Source organism: Flavobacterium dankookense, from assembly GCF_004362665.1.
Taxonomy (GTDB): Bacteria; Bacteroidota; Bacteroidia; order Flavobacteriales; family Flavobacteriaceae; genus Flavobacterium; species Flavobacterium dankookense.
The window spans coordinates 407,329-424,663 of record NZ_SNXR01000013.1 but is presented as its reverse complement, the minus strand read 5'-3'; the positions used below and the strand labels follow the sequence as shown (position 1 = coordinate 424,663).

22 protein-coding genes and 1 pseudogene are annotated in these 17,335 nt (G+C 31.7%); 12 read left to right on the top strand and 11 right to left on the bottom strand.

Annotated features, from left to right (window positions below; translation table 11 throughout):
- Positions 1 to 123: 123 nt before the first annotated feature.
- The 3 genes from pdxH to BC748_RS08520 form a co-directional block, all read right to left on the bottom strand.
- Positions 124 to 768 carry a pyridoxamine 5'-phosphate oxidase gene (gene pdxH / locus BC748_RS08530; protein ID WP_133533057.1) on the bottom strand — a complete coding sequence of 215 codons (645 nt, stop codon included), beginning with the start codon at positions 766 to 768 and terminating at the stop codon, positions 124 to 126.
- A gap of 202 nt (positions 769 to 970) precedes the next feature.
- Positions 971 to 1,879, bottom strand: a complete 909-nt coding sequence (locus BC748_RS08525; protein ID WP_133533056.1) for a ribonuclease Z — start codon at positions 1,877 to 1,879, stop codon at positions 971 to 973.
- Between the two features lie 9 nt (positions 1,880 to 1,888).
- Positions 1,889 to 2,221, bottom strand: a complete 333-nt coding sequence (locus BC748_RS08520) for a ribonuclease Z (protein ID WP_133533055.1) — start codon at positions 2,219 to 2,221, stop codon at positions 1,889 to 1,891.
- 302 nt (positions 2,222 to 2,523) lie between these two features.
- On the opposite strand from BC748_RS08520, the gene BC748_RS08515 reads away from it, so the two are divergent.
- Complete coding sequence (locus BC748_RS08515; RefSeq protein ID WP_133533054.1) at positions 2,524 to 2,874, top strand: hypothetical protein; 351 nt, start codon at positions 2,524 to 2,526, stop codon at positions 2,872 to 2,874.
- A gap of 72 nt (positions 2,875 to 2,946) precedes the next feature.
- Here the strand turns inward: BC748_RS08515 and BC748_RS08510 are convergent, their stop codons facing one another.
- Entirely contained in the window at positions 2,947 to 3,489 is a 543-nt protein-coding gene (locus BC748_RS08510) for a Smr/MutS family protein (RefSeq protein ID WP_133533053.1), read from the bottom strand.
- A 99-nt stretch (positions 3,490 to 3,588) separates the two neighbouring features.
- Between BC748_RS08510 and BC748_RS08505 the strand changes: the two genes are divergently transcribed.
- Both BC748_RS08505 and BC748_RS08500 read left to right on the top strand, forming a co-directional pair.
- Positions 3,589 to 3,864 (top strand): DUF2752 domain-containing protein, encoded by a 276-nt coding sequence (locus BC748_RS08505; protein WP_133533052.1) that lies wholly within the window; start codon positions 3,589 to 3,591, stop codon positions 3,862 to 3,864.
- Between the two features lie 19 nt (positions 3,865 to 3,883).
- Positions 3,884 to 4,243 carry a CCC motif membrane protein gene (locus tag BC748_RS08500; protein ID WP_133533051.1) on the top strand — a complete coding sequence of 120 codons (360 nt, stop codon included), beginning with the start codon at positions 3,884 to 3,886 and terminating at the stop codon, positions 4,241 to 4,243.
- A 76-nt stretch (positions 4,244 to 4,319) separates the two neighbouring features.
- Here the strand turns inward: BC748_RS08500 and rocD are convergent, their stop codons facing one another.
- The 7 genes and pseudogenes from rocD to BC748_RS08465 form a co-directional block, all read right to left on the bottom strand.
- Positions 4,320 to 5,600: an ornithine--oxo-acid transaminase gene (gene rocD / locus BC748_RS08495; protein ID WP_133533050.1), complete on the bottom strand. Its 1,281-nt coding sequence runs from the start codon at positions 5,598 to 5,600 to the stop codon at positions 4,320 to 4,322.
- Between the two features lie 120 nt (positions 5,601 to 5,720).
- On the bottom strand, positions 5,721 to 6,077 hold the full coding sequence (locus BC748_RS08490; RefSeq protein WP_133533049.1) for a four helix bundle protein: 357 nt from the start codon (positions 6,075 to 6,077) through the stop codon (positions 5,721 to 5,723).
- 86 nt (positions 6,078 to 6,163) lie between these two features.
- Positions 6,164 to 6,508, bottom strand: a pseudogene (locus tag BC748_RS08485) (DUF1003 domain-containing protein); the annotation flags it as partial.
- A 120-nt stretch (positions 6,509 to 6,628) separates the two neighbouring features.
- Positions 6,629 to 7,039, bottom strand: coding sequence for an OsmC family protein (locus BC748_RS08480; RefSeq protein ID WP_133533047.1), 411 nt, complete (start codon positions 7,037 to 7,039; stop codon positions 6,629 to 6,631).
- Positions 7,040 to 7,274: 235 nt separating this feature from the next.
- Entirely contained in the window at positions 7,275 to 7,811 is a 537-nt protein-coding gene (locus tag BC748_RS08475; protein ID WP_133533046.1) for a DUF1697 domain-containing protein, read from the bottom strand.
- A gap of 6 nt (positions 7,812 to 7,817) precedes the next feature.
- Entirely contained in the window at positions 7,818 to 9,719 is a 1,902-nt protein-coding gene (locus BC748_RS08470) for an SIR2 family NAD-dependent protein deacylase (protein ID WP_162846432.1), read from the bottom strand.
- A gap of 409 nt (positions 9,720 to 10,128) precedes the next feature.
- Positions 10,129 to 10,593 carry a hypothetical protein gene (locus BC748_RS08465; RefSeq protein WP_133533044.1) on the bottom strand — a complete coding sequence of 155 codons (465 nt, stop codon included), beginning with the start codon at positions 10,591 to 10,593 and terminating at the stop codon, positions 10,129 to 10,131.
- 235 nt (positions 10,594 to 10,828) lie between these two features.
- Between BC748_RS08465 and BC748_RS08460 the strand changes: the two genes are divergently transcribed.
- The 9 genes from BC748_RS08460 to BC748_RS08420 all read left to right on the top strand — a co-directional run bounded on the left by BC748_RS08460 (position 10,829) and on the right by BC748_RS08420 (position 17,333).
- Positions 10,829 to 11,263 carry a hypothetical protein gene (locus BC748_RS08460; RefSeq protein ID WP_133533043.1) on the top strand — a complete coding sequence of 145 codons (435 nt, stop codon included), beginning with the start codon at positions 10,829 to 10,831 and terminating at the stop codon, positions 11,261 to 11,263.
- 165 nt (positions 11,264 to 11,428) lie between these two features.
- Positions 11,429 to 11,890 carry a hypothetical protein gene (locus BC748_RS08455; RefSeq protein WP_133533042.1) on the top strand — a complete coding sequence of 154 codons (462 nt, stop codon included), beginning with the start codon at positions 11,429 to 11,431 and terminating at the stop codon, positions 11,888 to 11,890.
- Positions 11,891 to 12,013: 123 nt separating this feature from the next.
- Positions 12,014 to 13,426: a 23S rRNA (uracil(1939)-C(5))-methyltransferase RlmD gene (gene rlmD / locus BC748_RS08450; protein ID WP_133533041.1), complete on the top strand. Its 1,413-nt coding sequence runs from the start codon at positions 12,014 to 12,016 to the stop codon at positions 13,424 to 13,426.
- Positions 13,427 to 13,441: 15 nt separating this feature from the next.
- Positions 13,442 to 13,972 (top strand): DUF6452 family protein, encoded by a 531-nt coding sequence (locus BC748_RS08445; RefSeq protein ID WP_133533040.1) that lies wholly within the window; start codon positions 13,442 to 13,444, stop codon positions 13,970 to 13,972.
- Positions 13,944 to 14,714, top strand: a complete 771-nt coding sequence (locus BC748_RS08440; RefSeq protein ID WP_133533039.1) for a DUF6048 family protein — start codon at positions 13,944 to 13,946, stop codon at positions 14,712 to 14,714. Before BC748_RS08445 ends, BC748_RS08440 begins: the two co-directional genes overlap by 29 nt.
- Positions 14,715 to 14,740: 26 nt before the next feature.
- Positions 14,741 to 14,974, top strand: coding sequence for a hypothetical protein (locus BC748_RS08435; protein ID WP_133533038.1), 234 nt, complete (start codon positions 14,741 to 14,743; stop codon positions 14,972 to 14,974).
- A 114-nt stretch (positions 14,975 to 15,088) separates the two neighbouring features.
- Positions 15,089 to 15,454, top strand: a complete 366-nt coding sequence (locus tag BC748_RS08430; protein ID WP_133533037.1) for a hypothetical protein — start codon at positions 15,089 to 15,091, stop codon at positions 15,452 to 15,454.
- Positions 15,455 to 15,571: 117 nt separating this feature from the next.
- Positions 15,572 to 17,083 (top strand): DUF5106 domain-containing protein, encoded by a 1,512-nt coding sequence (locus BC748_RS08425; protein ID WP_133533036.1) that lies wholly within the window; start codon positions 15,572 to 15,574, stop codon positions 17,081 to 17,083.
- 4 nt (positions 17,084 to 17,087) lie between these two features.
- On the top strand, positions 17,088 to 17,333 hold the full coding sequence (locus BC748_RS08420) for a redox-active disulfide protein 2 (protein ID WP_133533035.1): 246 nt from the start codon (positions 17,088 to 17,090) through the stop codon (positions 17,331 to 17,333).
- Positions 17,334 to 17,335 lie beyond the last annotated feature (2 nt).

Below are 17,335 nucleotides of genomic sequence, written 5' to 3'. Positions count from 1 at the left end.
TTAATTTTAAAAAAGATAATTTCCTACTTAAATGCAGTTCGTCGATATTTTTATTTAGGCATAAAAACAAAAAAACCACTCTAAAAGTGGTTTTATATTCTCAATTAATCGACATTTTAACTATCAAGGTGATAATCTATCAATTTTCCAATTATAATTGTCTTCTAATTTATAACGAATTCTGTCATGAAGACGATTGGCTCTTCCTTGCCAAAATTCTACTTCTATTGGACGAATTAAAAATCCACCCCAATGATTTGGTCGCGGGATTTCTTTTCCTTCATATTCGTTTTCTAGTTCTTTCAACTTGTTGTCTAAAAAATCTCTTGATGGAATAGTTTCGCTTTGTGATGAAACAATTGCTCCTAGTTTACTACCATCTGGACGAGAGTTGAAATAATTATCAGAAACTATATCGCTTGTTTTTTCGGCTATTCCTTTAATGATAACTTGTCGTTCCATAGTTTGCCAAAAAAAAGAAAGACAAACATTTGGATTGTTTATGATGGCTTTTCCTTTTTCGGAATTGTAGTTGGTGTAGAAAATAAAACCTTCTTCGTTGAACTTTTTCAAGAGTACTACTCTACTTTTTGGAAATCCATCCAAACCAATGGTAGCAACCGTCATGGCGTTTACTTCCTCTAGATTTCCAAATTCTTCTGTTTCATAAAACCATTTGTGAAAAAGATTGATCGGATCTTCGGGAATATTGGTTTCTAGAAGTTCGCTTTTTTCATAGGATTTTCTATAATTGCTAAGGTCTTTCATTGTTGTTGATTTGATGCTGCTAATTTACTAAGTTTTCTGGTTATAAAATGGTTTGCTGTTTAGCCCTGATGGAAGTGGAAATCCTGTCATTGCGTAGTACGAATTTCTCTGAAAGATTGCTTCATTCCTCGCAATGACAGATTGGAACGAACAGCAGGAATTGCGTTTATAGAAAAGCCCGAACGATTCGCTCCAAATTATTTTAATCAAATTCAAAACTCTTTCCATCATCTGCCAAAAGGACGTTTGGAAATATCGTTTGGGCTTCGTCTTTGAAAAGTTCTATATTGCTGTATCGTGTGCTGTAATGTCCTAAAATTAATTGTTTTATGTTGGCTTTAGTGGCAATTTGCGCTGCTTCTTTGGCTGTGCTGTGCATTGTTTTTTCGGCTTTGTCTGCTTCGGTTTCAAGAAAAGTAGTTTCGTGATAGAGAATATCGGCGTTTTGAATTATCGGAATTATAGTTTCGTCATACATCGTATCGCTGCAAAAGGCATAACTTTTTGGCGGAATTGGATCAAAAGTCAGGGTTTCGTTTGGGATAATGGTTCCGTTGTCGAGCGTAATGTCTTTACCGTTTTTGATATTTTGATAGTAGCAGGTTTCGATTTCATATTTTTCGACGGCTTGAACGTTTAGTTTTCTGTCGCCTATTTTTTCTTGAAAAAGAAAACCATTGGTATAAATTCGATGTTTTAAAGGAATGGTTTTGACGATGACTTTTTCGTCTTCATATATTATTTCACTTTCTGTTGCGGTTAATTCGTGAAAATAAAGATTATAACCCGTAAACGAATTGGAAAAGCGCAATTGAAGTAAAATAATTTCTTTAATTCCTTTTGGACCGTAGATGTGTAAATCGGTTTGACGATTGAGCAACATGAAGGTAGAAATCAAACCTACCAATCCATAAAAATGATCTCCATGAAGATGTGAAATAAAAATATGATTGATTTTTGAGAATTTGATTTTGTTTTTTCGCAATTGGACTTGAGTTCCTTCGCCACAATCGATAAGAAACATTCGGTTTCTGATTTCTAATACTTGCGATGTTGGATTGGTAATCGTTCTTGGTGTTGCCGCATAGCAACCTAGTATAGTTAACTTCATTGTAATTCTTTAGAAACCTAAGTCGCGTTCAATTTCATCTATTTCGATGATATCATGTGCTTCAAGTAGTGTTGGAACTAGAACAATATTTTTGGGAACAGCATTAAAATCAATATCATTAACTACTAATACTAATGATTTCTTTTCTTTCTTATGCAGTTTTATCATATCGGAAAACAATTTTACATCTGCCATCGTTATTGCTTTGTCGTGCGATAAATCAATGATAAGGTTTTGGTTTTTATAACTATTGTATTCGTGTGTGAGCTTTTGCAAAAACTCAGCTGTTGGATATTGTGTATTCCTTATTGTAGTAGTATGTCCTTTTTTGTCCACTTTCATTCTAATGTTGTTTTTTTTCTATGATGCTAATTTACTAAGATTTTAGCATTCTTCACTCTTTTGAGAAAGGTTTATGTTTTAAAAGATGTAGTTCATAGAAATTATTGGAATTTCATCGGTGAAATACACGTTTTTTTAACATTTCATAGATTAAGTGCATCAAAAAAACGCTCAAAACCCTTGATATCATTGATTTTGTCGTTTAAACGACTTTTGGGGTTAATTATCGAAAAAATTTCACCTCAGACAACTCTCGACGTAGTTTTGGTTCAGAATTAAAACACAAACTAAAAATAAAAGATATGACAACAACTTTCACAACAGCTCAAAAAAATGTAACTAGCGTTAAATTATTTGTATTGTTCGTGTTTATGTTTTTATCTACATCTAACGTTTTTGGTCAAGACAAAAAAGAAACAGTAACTATTGTTGAGCCAACTACAACTGTTACAACTTCTGAAAATACTGTTGCTACAACTACTACTGAATTTGCAGTATGGTTTGTTGGAAGTGCAAAATCAACTTCTCAAACAAAATCAACTACTTTATCTTTCGGTAGAAAACAATTGATTAACTCTGGTATTACTACTAACAAAGTATTAATCAAAGCGGTTTTGAAAAAAATCGTTGGTCAAGAAAGCAACATCGCTTAAGAATAATTTTAATTTTATATAATTGGTTAGTTTTTGAAATCACAAAAAAAGTCTCCGACGTGGAGACTTTTTTTATTTAGTATTTTGTTTAAAATATACCTCAGTAGCACCAAGACCATACTTTTGGTAATTCGCATCTTGAAAGGTTACGTTTTCATATCTTCCCAACATAAAATCGAGTTCCGATTTTAGAATGCCTTCACCTACTCCATGAATTAAAACTATTTTTGGAATTCTATTCCTGATTGCAAATTCAATATGTTTTTTAGCCGTTTCAGACTGAAGTGTTAGAATATCATAATTGCTCATCGATTTATAATTTTTAACTAATTTTTCGATGTGCAAATCAAATTCGGGTACAGGAACTTCTTTTTTAGATTTTTTTTCCTTGTTTATGTAATTCGGTTTTGGAATTTCTTTCGCTTTTATAACTTCGTTTTTATTGAAGTTTAAAGTCATCGCATCAGCATTACCTATTTTTATTAATTCACTAGCTTTGAAGGATAACGGAAATCCATCGGTGGTTTCAATAGTAATGGTATCACCATTTATTTTTACCACAACGCCATCAATTGCATCGTCTAGTACCGAAACTTTATCGCCTACTTGAAACATTTCTTTATAATTTTAGTTCAAAAATAAGAAAGTTTAAACCGATACAATTTTTTATTAAAAAATAATTTGTAAACTTGTTACATCAAAAAAAGAAATGCAATGGAAGAATACATGTTACCTTGTATGAATAAAAAACTATTGGGTATTGAATGTTTCGGTTGTGGAACTCAACGTTCTTTCCTGCTTTTAATCAAAGGTGATTTTGTTGGTGCTTTCAATATGTTTCCAGCAATTTTTACAACAGTATTATTCTTTTTAGTTTTAGCACTTCATTTTATTGACAAATCAAGGAACTATCAAAAAGCGATTATCAGTTTAGCGGTAATCAATGCTATCATCATAGTCGTTTCTTATTTTTATCGTTTAACCAATTAATTAACTAAATAACTTTTTTATGGAACAATCAAACTTTAACAACTTTGAAACTGGACAGAAACTGCCTAATGCGACTGCTGTTTTAATTTTAGGTATTTTATCTATTGTAACTTGCTGTTGCTATGGAATTCTTGGATTAATTTTAGGTATTGTCGCTTTAGTTTTAGCTAAAAAGGATAGTGCTTTATATAACGTCAGTCCTCAATCCTATACAAATTATTCTAATCTAAACATAGGAAGAATTTTAGCTATCATTGGTATCGTACTAAGTGCTATTTATCTACTAATGACAGTTTGGATGATAATGACTTTTGGATTAGAAGGAATGCAAGATCCACAAGCTGTTCAAGAGAAAATGAGAGAAATGATGGGACAATAATCCTTACTCTCTAATTATAAAAAAACCGTCTTGTTATTGTAACGAGACGGTTTTTTATATCTACATATTTGAGTTTTTATTTCTCAAATTCTTTTAGCGTAGTTATAATAATAGAAATACAATCTAACAATTGCTCTTCGTTCATTACTAATGGCGGTGCAAAACGAATAATGTTGCCATGAGTTGGTTTGGCTAACAATCCGTTTTCAGCTAATTTCATACAGATATTCCAAGCGGTATCACTTTCTTCCGTATCGTTGATAACAATAGCATTCAACAAACCTTTTCCGCGAACTAGTGTTGCAATATTGGAATTGGCTACAAACGCTCCTATTTTTTCTCTGAAAATTGCTCCCAATCGGCGCGCATTTTGGGATAAATTTTCGTCATTCACCACTTCAAGTGCTGCAATGGCAACCGCAGCTGCAATTGGATTTCCTCCAAAAGTGGAGCCATGTTGTCCTGGCTTAATCACATTCATAATGGCATCATTAGCCAAAACAGCCGAAACGGGATAAGCACCACCAGACAATGCTTTTCCTAAAATTAAAATATCTGGAGCAACATAAGTCGATTGTTTTTCGCAGGCTTTTTCACAAGTACAATTTCCGCAAACTGCCAAAATGGAACCTGTTCGAGCAATTCCGGTTTGAACCTCATCGGCAATAAACAAAACGTTATTGGCTTCGCACAATGCTTTGGCTTTCGCCAAATAATCAGCAGCTGGAGTATAAACTCCTGCTTCTCCTTGAATTGGTTCTACTAAAAACCCAGCAATATTTGGAGACGATGTTATCGCTTTTTCTAATGCTTCGATATCATCATAAGGAATTTTTATAAATCCAGCGGTGTAAGGTCCAAAGTTCTTTCTGGCATTTTCATCGTTGGAAAACGAGATGATAGTCGTTGTTCTTCCGTGAAAATTACCTTCACAAACAATAATTTGTGCTTGATTTTCGTCAATTCCTTTCTTTTCATACGCCCATTTTCTACAGATTTTCAAAGCCGTTTCAACAGCTTCTGCTCCTGTATTCATAGGAAGTACTTTATCAAAACCAAAATACTTGGTGATGTATTCTTCGTAAACGCCTAGTTTATCATTGTAAAAAGCACGAGAAGTCAACGTTAAGGTTTGTGCTTGTTCCATCATAGCACCAACAATTTTTGGGTGACAATGACCTTGATTTACTGCCGAATAAGCCGAAAGGAAATCATAATATTTTTTACCTTCTACATCCCAAACATAAACACCTTCACCTCTACTCAAAACTACTGGTAGCGGATGATAGTTGTGCGCACCATATTTGTTTTCTAAATCAATTGCTTCTGCGGAAGTTAATTTTTCTAAAACTGACATAATTTTTAATTTATTACCCAAACTCACTAATGGGCTATTCTAAAATATCAATTCCTTCTTGTGGAGAGAAATCATCCATGTAGCAAAAGTAAAATATAATTACGAATTATAAATTACGAATTACGAATTGTTTGCGCGTAATGTTTTTTGAATAGCAGCTATAATTCTCAATAATTCCGTTATATCGTTTTGCAAAATTTCACTTTCTTCTTTTTCAAGATAGCCTGTATCAGTTAATAATCTAATCCAATAGTGCGTTTCTCTTGCTTCTTTATATGCAATAGTTAGTTTAGCAAAAAAATCTTTGCTCGATTGACCTCCAATCGCTTCCTCAATGTTAGCACCAATTGAAGTTCCAGAACGCAATAGTTGTTTGCTCAAAATGAACTCCTTTTTTTCACTACATAAACGCTGATAGACTTTTACAATTCTTATGGCAAAAGCATAGCTCTTACTCTGAATAATATTCTCTTTCATACAATTCGTAATTCGTAATTTGTAATTTGTAATTTGTAATTTGTAATTTGTAATTTATAATTCGTAATTTTTTAATTGCCATTTCTTTTCTCTTGCAGTTCAATTAGCTTGTCTAATTTTTTATTTAATGCTCTAATTTCGTTTTCCGCTTTCAGATTTACTTCATAATCTTTTTTGGCGCGTTCGCGGTCTTTTTCTTCCTGACGGTTTTGGCTCATCATTATTATTGGCGCTTGAAGCGAAGCTAAACAAGACAATATCAAATTCAAAAGAATAAACGGATACGGATCAAATCCTTTATTCAACAGCACATAGGCATTAAAAGCTATCCAAATAATAATAAATATAAAAAACGAAATAATAAACGTCCAGCTTCCGCCAAAATTGGCAACATTATCAGCTACTCGCTGACCAAATGTTCTGTTATCGATTTCTTCTTCTATTTTTTTCATGGTTGTGATTTTTATTTCTTGCTAATTTACATTTTTCCGCACACAAAAAAACCTCATTTCAATGAAGAAATGAGGTTTATATTTATCTATTTCAAAAGCTTAAACCAAAGTAGCCGTTGATGTAATTTCAGTGTTGAATAACTTAGAAATTGGGCAGTTTTTTTCAGCTTTGGTTACTAGTTCTTGGAATGTTTCGTTGGATATTCCAGGAATAGAAGCTTCAACCGTTAAGTGAGAACCAATGATAGTTCCTGTTACTAAGTTGATTTCACATTTCGTTTGAATACTTGTCGCTTCAAAACCTGCTTCGCCAATAAAAGCCGAAAGTTGCATCGAGAAACAACCTGCGTGTGCTGCAGCAACCAATTCTTCTGGATTGGTTCCAACGCCATCTTCAAAACGCGAATTGAATGAATATTGTGTATCGTTTAAGGTGGTACTTTGTGTTGTTAGCACTCCTTTTCCCTCTTTAACGGAACCTTTCCAAACTGCGGTAGCATTTCTTTTCATAATTGTTGTGTTTTTAAATTGAATTACAAATTTAAACCACAAATGCTAATTCAATGTTATAGTAGTATTGTTATTTTTATGGGTTACAATTATTAAAAGCGTCAGTTCGAGTGTTTTTTGTGTAGAGAAACGGAACAAAAATGTATCGAGAACCCATTTTTGATGAAATTTTTCTTGTTCTCGATATAATTTTTTTCAAAAATCACTCGAACTGACGAAAAATTATCATCAAAAATTATTCATACATCTCCAAAAGCTTCGTCACCGAATTCCAATTGCGCATCGTAGCCACAACATTCAATTTTTTCTCTATATACTTTTGGTCCAAGCGCGTTTTTCCTGCGCCGATGTCATACTTTATAAAAATACGATTGCCATCAATCACGGCTTCATCGGGTTTGAACTGACTTATTTTGAGTTCATTGATAGCCGAACTCGGTAATTCTTTAGAGATAAAAGCAACGTATAATTTCTTAGTATCAACCTCTTTTTCCTTTAGGAACGGATTGTTTTTAAAACACAACTCCAAATCGTCTTTAGTAACCACAATCACCGGAACATCGTGTCCAAAGACTTTGTAGATTTCTTGTTTGATGGCAAAACCCACAGCCGAACCACTTTCTTCGTCAGTAGTAACAAACACATTACCACTTTGAATATACGTTACCACATCCGAATAACCCATGTTTTCCAGCATGTTTTTCAACGCTTCCATTTTTATCATATTGTGTCCTGATACGTTGATGCCGCGAAGGAGTGCGAGGTGTTTCATTGATTTTTATTGAATTAATTTAAACTCTTCACAATTGTGATAAAACATAGTCATTTTATCACATTTACTTTTAAAAATAACTTTTCTATTCTTTCTCTCTAAAAGTTCTTCAAAATTGTATATGTATGATTCTATTATTTGAATTTTTCTATATCCTAAACTAATTTTTTGATTATGTAATTCAACAATTTCATTTTCATCAATATTAAATTCAACAGTTGGATTTAAATCATTTATATCCTTAAAATATTTTATAGACTCTTCTGCATTATCAAACTCATATTCTGAACTTAATTCTCCATCAAAATCATAATGTAAAATTTCTCCATTAATTACTGAAATAATTTTTTCAACAATGTTGAAATTATCATTTCCAATTGAAGCAAAACTAAAATTGATGAAACGGATATTAAAAAAATCCTCAATCATTCTTAAATCCTCAAAATATTTCTTGTAATTTTTGGCTTGATTTACTAATTCTGGAAATTCTGGAAATGATTTTCTAAATTTCTCTCCAGGCTTATCAGTAAAAACAGTAAATTGTTTTGAAAGGCCAATATTCTCTTGCAATGTATATAAATCTATCCCGTCTTTAACTCTTGTAAAATCTTTAAAATATTCAAAACTAAGATTATAATTTATAATCGAACCTTTAGTAGTTTCTATTTTTATTTTAATAATTGAATTTTTATATTCTAACTGTAACTCAACAAAATCTGTAGTACTAAAGATTTTTGTTTCTAAATCGTTTATCTCAAATCCATCAACAAACTTAACATCAATTTTTAATATTTTTTTTGGTGCAGTTTTAATTACAAACATATTATTATCATTAATTTCAGTTAATTTTATTCCTGAAACTCTGAATTCTAATTTTTCCAGCTTTTCTCTTGATAATTCTATTTCACCAATTGATTTACCATTAACTATCTCTCTAAACCTTTTAATATATTCTTCATCATCTTTAAACTTTAAATCAATTATACCTTCAACTTTTCCATCTAAGCCATTTATTGATTTTAATTTGAATTTATTGTTTTGTGCTAATAATTCAGATTTTAAACTAAAATTATTTAGAAAAGTATTAAAAGTATCAGCACTAGTTCTACCTAATTCTAAATCAGATACTATATTTTCTTTTATATTTAAAATCAATTCATCGATAAAATCTTCTGCAGTTGAATTTATATAATTTATTCCCTTGTGATTTAAATCTTTTTCTTTTAATGGAGGTATATTTGGTGCAATAAAATAATATTCTTTTCGATTTTCTTTAAGTTCGTCAGATATTTTATCAAAAATGACAGATGTATTTGGGTCTTCTAGATTATATCCTAAAAACAACACACACTTTGTTGATACTCTTTCTTTTATTACAGTCCAAAAAACTTCATTATCTCTAGATGCTTTAAAAAAATTATTATAATCGGATTTAGTAATTATTAGACTATTTGGCTCTATAAAACTACCATGAACTTTAAATAGATTTGTTTTGTCTTTACTCACGTATGGTATATTCATTGATGAATAAATTACTTCCGACCTATTTTTATATGCTTTTTCAAATAATTCATCATAATTGGTTGTAATTATTGTTTTGAAATGTGGAATATTAGATATGTTATCATGTACTTTAGTTGAAATTGGTATGTGATTCAAGAAAGTCTTTTTTAACACATTAATTAAAAAATTTCGATTATGATTTTTAATTCTATAAATATCTTCGGCTAATTCTGGTAAATTTTGTGATGTATTTATTTCGCTAATTTCATTTGCAGTCAAATTATCAATTAAAATATTTTTAAGCTGTTCTCCACTTGGATAACCAGCATATAAGGATAGTCCAGCTCCAGCCCAAATAACGACATCCTCATTTCTAACATGATTAAATAAACTTTCTTTTGACATAAAACTCATATTTCCCCAAATATAATAATTCCTACTAATAAATAATCCAATTCCAGTTCTCTTCCAAACGAAACTAGTTCCCTTCCGAACGAAACTAGTTCTCTTCTGAACTAAACTAGTTCTCTTCCGAGCTAAACTAGTTCTCTTCTGAACTAAACCAGTTCCCTTCTGAGCTAAACTAGTTCTCTTCTGAGCTAAACTAGTTCTCTTCCGAACTAAACTAATTCTCTTCTGAGCTAAACTAGTTCTCTTCTGAGCTAAACTAGTTCTCTTCTGAGCTAAACTATTTCTCTTCCGAACTAAACTAGTTCTCTTCTGAGCTAAACTAGTTCTCTTCGGAAGAGAACTTCACTACAAGGCATAAAAAAACCAGCTCGTTGGAGCTGGTTGCTTTTAATTAAAGGGTTAACTATTCGGTTTTTCTTTTTCCTTGACCTTTGAATCGTCTCGCCATTTGCTCAACCAACGCTTTCGCATTGGCATCCCGTTTAGCAGCTACTTTTAAAAAGCCATATACTTCGTCAGCTTCTTTCATCGCGTCCGACGAAAGGGCTAAGATAGTATCGTTCAATGCCTCTGTTAATGCCTGCGAAGCGATTAATAAAGGATACAACTTGTTGATAGCTGCAACGTCTTTAGTAAATTCAGCAACAGGAAAATCGGCAGGCAAACTCGATGGAAACTGGTTGGCTCCCAATAAGTTTTCGTTTACATAATCAACACTCTTTGGTCCCATTTTTCTGAAATTCTTTCGCTCTTCGGCAGAAAGGTTTATCAAAAACGGAAACTCGGTTCTTGTGTTATTAATAGTTACTATAGCTTCTGCAACTACTGCATCTACTATTTCGACAGAGATTAAATTTTGTCTCGCCATGTTTTAATTCATTTAAAGGTTATTATTTATTTTAAATGAGCGCTCAAAGCAAATAACGTAAGAATTATCAATGTAGTATATTACTTATTTTGTTTTAACAAATATTTAACTAATTAACAATAATTACTTAACTCAAAATGAATGACTAATAAAAAAATGAATATTATAATCAGAATTTTATAAGGCTTTTTTGAAAATTAAATTTTAAATTTGCTAACTACCTAAAACCAATAAAATGAAAAAAATTCTAAGTATTATAACTTTTGTAGCTGTGGCTTTCAGTTATTCGTCATGTTCAAGTGATAGCGATTCTAAAAGCAGCGACATAAGTGCCAAGATTAATGGTGCAGAAAAAAGGTTCAAAGACGCAATTGTTGAAGAAGATGTATATGATGACTATACCGATTTTATTGTTGATGCTGTTCAAACGGATGATGCCACTAAGATGCTTTCTATCTCTTTAGGGAAAGAAACAACAGGTGCTGATAGCGTTTATTTCATTCAATATTTTGATGGTGCTGTTTTTTATCAAGCATCAGAATCTGGAATAACGGCTAACATCACTGAAAGTTCTAACACTAAAATTAAAGGTACTTTCTCAGCGATACTAACTAGCGAAAGCGGTACAACCGTAACCATAACAAACGGTGTGATTAATGTAGCACACTAAATACATTACAAGAACATAGATTGAAAACGCCTTTTGAAGGCGTTTTTTTTTGTGCTAAAAAATAACTCAAAATTAATAACAACGATTTTTTGCAACCGTTTATAGAGAATTTTTGTGAAACACTTGTAGAAGAGTCATCTTTGAGAAAACAAATCTACAAAGACTATGAAAAAAATTATTTACGCTTTAACCCTACTCGTTTTTACTGCGACTTTTGTTTCGTGTTCTGACGATGATGACAATCAAAACAGCAACATTATCGTTCATAACGCAACAGGAACATTAACTTTAAAAATTAATGGCGAAGCAAGAACGTTTGGCACACTAAAAGTAATTGAAGAACGTTATGTTGGTTATACCGATTTAGTGATTCAAGGAACTCAAATTGACGATGCTACAAAAAATATTACTGTAGCTTTAGGAAAAGAAAAATTGGGTTCAGAAAGTATTTACTTTGTTCAATATGTAAACAATGGAACGCATTATCAAATGGGAAGCATCGAAATAACGGGTGATATCACCGAAAGTAATGATACCAAAATAATCGGAACATTCTCTGGCATGTTGTCAACTATCAACATGGACAACCTTTCGCTAACGGATGGAACTTTGAATATTTCGTATTAAAAATAAACACTACCCAAACTATATTTAGACGACGGCGCGAGAAATCGCGTCGTTGTTGTTTTTAGCAGAAAATAAATTCTTAAAAACGATGGGCAGTTTTGTTCAATAGTTTATTTTTGCGCTATGGGAAGAAAACAAACAAACAAAGTCATTTTTGAAAATATAACTGTTTTAGATGCTGGTGCGAAAGGCGTATCTGTAGCTAAAGCACCCGAAGGTCAAGTTATTTTTATACCCAACGTTGTTCCTGGCGATGTGGTCGATGTACAAACTTTCAAAAAAAGAAAAGCCTATTTTGAAGGCAAAGCGATTAAATTTCACTCTTTTTCTGAAAACAGAATAGAACCAGTTTGTCAACATTTTGGAGCTTGTGGCGGTTGCAAATGGCAGAATATGAAATATGAGCAACAGTTGTTTTATAAAAATCAAGAAGTTTATAATAATTTAAAACGTATTGGTAAAATAGAATTACCTGATTTTGAACCCATTTTAGGTTCGGAGAAACAATTTTTCTATCGTAATAAAATGGAGTTTGGATTTTCTAATCAGCGTTGGCTAACCGAAGACGAGATAAAATCGGAAGACGATTTAGGAAACAGAAGTGCGCTAGGATTTCACATTCCAAAAATGTGGGATAAGATTTTGGACATTTCAAAATGTCATTTGCAAGAAGATCCGTCCAATGCTATTCGCAACGAAATTAAACGTTTTGCAATAGAAAATGGTTTAGCTTTTTTTGATGCTCGAAATCACGAAGGTTTATTGCGAACGTTAATGATTAGAACAGCTTCTACAGGAGAAATCATGGTGTTGATACAGTTTTTTAAAGAAAACAAAGCACAACGTGAATTACTTTTAAATCATGTGGTGGAACAATTTCCACAAATTACATCGCTGCAATATGTTATCAATAGCAAAGCTAACGATACACTTTATGACCAAGATATAAAACTGTTCAAAGGACGTGATTATATTTTAGAAGAAATGGAAGGTTTGCATTTTAGCATCAATGCTAAATCGTTCTATCAAACCAATTCGGACCAAGCGTATGAACTGTACAAAATCACTAGAGAATTTGCAGGTTTAACGGGTAATGAAGTGGTGTATGATTTATATACTGGAACAGGAACTATTGCACAGTTTGTTTCGAAAAAAGCAAAAAAAGTAGTTGGTGTAGAAGCCGTTCCAGAAGCCATTGCTGATGCGAAAGAAAATGCCAAGCGCAACGAAATTACTAATTGCGAATTTTATGTTGGCGATATGAAAAACGTTTTTAACGACGATTTCATCAATCAACACGGTCAGCCTGATGTTATCATTACCGATCCGCCACGCGACGGAATGCACAAAGACGTGGTGGAAATGTTATTAAAAACTAATGTGCCAAAAATTGTTTACGTAAGTTGTAATTCGGCTACACAAGCTAGAGACTTAGCTTTGATGGACGAAAAATACAAGGTAACTCGCGTTCGACCAGTTGATATGTTTCCTCAGACGCATCATGTTGAAAATGTTGTACTTTTGGAACTTAGATAAATCCATTTCGTTTTTATGAAAAAATTGCTTTTTATAGTATTATTTGCCATCACTTTTTCCTCTTGCGAAAAAGACGATATCTGTAGTGATGAAACCACACCAAGATTGGTAATTGAGTTTTATCAAATTGGCGATCAAACAGTAAAACAGAACGTTCCAAATTTGAAAGTTATTGCAGATGGAGAAACAATACCAGTAGTTTTAAATGAGAGTGCTACTGGCGATAGCCGATTTCTTTCGAATAGTTCTTCTATAAAAATACCTTTAAATTTAGAAGATACAACAACTAAGTATAAATTTATTATAAATAGTACAAGCACGAATCCGTTACTCATCAATGAGGATTTTTTAACGTTTAATTATACTCTTGAAAATGTTTATGTATCACGCGCTTGTGGTTATAAAACCATTATGGAACTTAATACTACTGATGGAATTATAAAAACAGACACGCCGCTAGCCGATGGTTTTTGGATGCAAGCAATCAATATAGAAAACAATTCGATAACTACTGAAAATGAAATACACGTTAAAATATACCTTTAGTATTGCGCTACTGCTGTTTTCATTGATAGTTAATGGACAAGTAACAAGCGAACAGCCGAAAGAGACAACCGCTAAAACCGATAGTATTCCTATAAAAAAAGAGCGTTATGGAATTCGTGTTGGTGTTGATTTATTCAAATTATCCCGTTCTTTTTATGAAGATGAGTATCGTGGAATTGAATTTGTTGGCGATTATCGATTAACAAGAAAACATTATTTAGCTGCAGAAATTGGTAATGAAAACAAAACCGTAGATGAAGAACAGTTGAATTTCACTACCAAAGGTTCTTATGTAAAAATCGGTTTTAATTATAATACCTATGAGAATTGGCTCGATATGGAAAACCAAATCTTTGTTGGTTTGCGCTACGGATTTGGAACATTTAGTCAAACCCTAAACAGTTATAAAATCTATAATCCTAATCCTTACCTTGGTGAATCGCCAGAGGTAGTATCAGGTGAAGAATATACTGGATTAACTGCACAATGGCTAGAAGCAGTTGTTGGTGTTAAAGCCGAAGTTTTTGATAATATTTTTGTTGGTTTTAGTTTCAGCTTGAATAGATTACTGTCGCAAAAACAACCAAATAATTTTGAAAACTTATATATTCCTGGTTTTAATAGAACGTATGCTGGTGAGTTTGGTGTAGGATTTAATTATACTGTTTCTTATTTTATTCCTTTTTATAAAGCAACGGTAAAACCAAAGAAAAAAGAAGAAAAAAAGAAGAAGAAAAAATAGTTTCTTTTTTAAAACACTAAAAAGTCATGTCAAAAAAAACAAAAGCATTTATATTCAACCTACTTTGTTTCGCTGTTTTATTTATCTTATTTCGATTTTTAATAGAGCAATATACTAATTTGACTGGTTATTGGATTCCTATTACTGCATTTGTAGTTGGAACAATTTTAGCTCCTAAATTTCAAGCTATTCAATCACCATTGGGAGAAAAATTAGTCATGCGATGGATATTTTTAAAAGGCATTAAAGTGATCGAATAGCTTTTTGTTAATAACGTGGTTAACATTTAAAATGTTAAAGTTATATTCTGTAAAGTTAATTATAGGTATATTTGCAATACCCTAAATCTCGAAATTAACTTAATTCATATTACTATGGATACTGCTAACTTTAATTATAGCATTCATTATAAAAATAATGGAGCTAACGGAAAAATTGTAGTTCTCACTCAAGCTCCAAACAACAAAGGAGAAGGAAACACACTAGAAATCCCTGAATCTGATCTTGGAAATGTTATCACAAAACTCAGCAATTTTAGAGATATTGTTGACACACCGATAATAGCCATTCCTGAAAAAGAAGAAGAGAAAATCGAAACATTACGACCAAATATAGTACATACCATCGTGACGCTATTTTTATCGGGAATTCCTGTTCCTGATTTAGCAAAACAATATGACTATTCCGAAGACATTATTAAATTTCATTTAGAAGAAAAGGGTATTATACTACTAGATTAGGTTTATAGTAAATACTTTTGGGGAGAAACATCTTGATTCGTCAAGATGTTTTTTTGTTTTCATTAACTGGTATTCTTTTCAGAAAAGTATATTTTTGTGATAAAAATTATTTAAACCATGAATAGACTAGTTCTAGCTTTTCTTTTAAGCTTTTCTTTTTTTATTGCAAAAGCCCAATCTGGCTATGAAGTAACAATCAACTTAAAAAACTATAGCGATTCGCTAGCCTATCTTACCTTCTATCAGTTTGACAAAACCTATATTAAAGATACTTGTCGAACAATCAAGAATGGAAAAATTATTTTTAAAGGAAAAACCAAACTAGATAAAGGTATATATTCCTTAGTTGGACAACAGAAAAACCTTTTGTTTGATTTTTTTATCGAAAATGACAACCAAATTTTAGAAATAAACTCTTCGGCTGATGCCAATATGGTGAGCAATTTAGAAGCAAAAAATGCACCTATACTGAATGATTTTTTTGGTTACATAAAACATATAAACGAACAATCTAAAAAGTTTGACGGTATCAAACAAAGAGCTAAAGGAAAATCAAAAACAGATTCTATAGCTTTTATAAAAAACGAAAGAGAGTTGCTCGACAAGAATTTTAAAAACTATGAAAACCAAGTTTGGGAGAAAAATAAAAACAACCTACTTGGAACCGTTTTAAATCTAAAAATTGACAAACTCCTAAAAGATATCCCAAAAGCATCAAACGGAAGACCTGATAGTGTAGCTGTGTTTAAATATTATAAAAAACATTATTGGGATAATGTAAATTTAAAAGAAGATGCCATTGTTAAAAATCCATTTTTCTACAAAAAATTAAAAACCTATTTTGATGATGTAGTGCTAAAAAATCCAGATAGCGTTGCGGTAGAAATTGACAAAATGATTGTTCAAACAACTCCTGGAAGTTTAGTAAATAAATTACTGATTAGCTATTTCACTTACTCTTATGAAAGTTCTAAAATAGTAGGTTTTGACAAAGTGTTTGTGCACATGGCAGATACCTATTTCAAAACAGGAAAAGCCAATGATGTGTATGACGACCATACGGCTGTGGATAAAATCATCAAGAAAGCTAATAGATTACGACCATTATTGATTGGCGCAAAAGCACCCGAACTCTTTATGATAAAAGCTAGCGATCAACCAAAAATGAAACAAATTGGTATTGAAGCTTCAACTACTAGTGAAGAAGTAACCAAACTTTATTATGCCAATCAAGAGGTTATCAACAAACTGTTTTTCAAACTAAATGAAGTCACAACTGATTATACTATTTTAGTTTTTTGGGATGTAGATTGCAGTCATTGTGTGGTTGAAATTCCAAAATTATTAGAAGTATATCACGAGTTAAAAAAAGAAAAAAAACCAATCGAAATAATTAGTTTTTACACCCAATTTGAAGGAGATAAATGGCTAAAATATATTGATGAAAAAAAACTAGATTGGATAAATGTGTATGATGGCGCTCATTTTAACAACGTTCCAGAAAAATATGATGTCTATTCTACACCAATAATTTATATCTTAGACAAAAATAAAATAATCAAAGGAAAAAAAATAGGTGTTGATCAAATCAAAGAATTTATTAATATCCTAGAAAAAAGTAAATTGTAACGCTATGAAAGACCAATCCGATTTATCGACCTTAACATTGACCGAACTTCATAAAAGAGCTAAATCTACAAAATTGGCTTCTGGATTATTAATTGGAATAATAATAGTTCAGTTTATAACCGGTATTTTTTTAACAATTAAACAAGGTTTTAGTATATTTATAATTATTCCCGTTGCCTTCTTACCAATGGTTGCAGTAAACTATTCTAATTTAAAGAAAATAAAAGAAGAGATTGCGAAACGTAAATAACA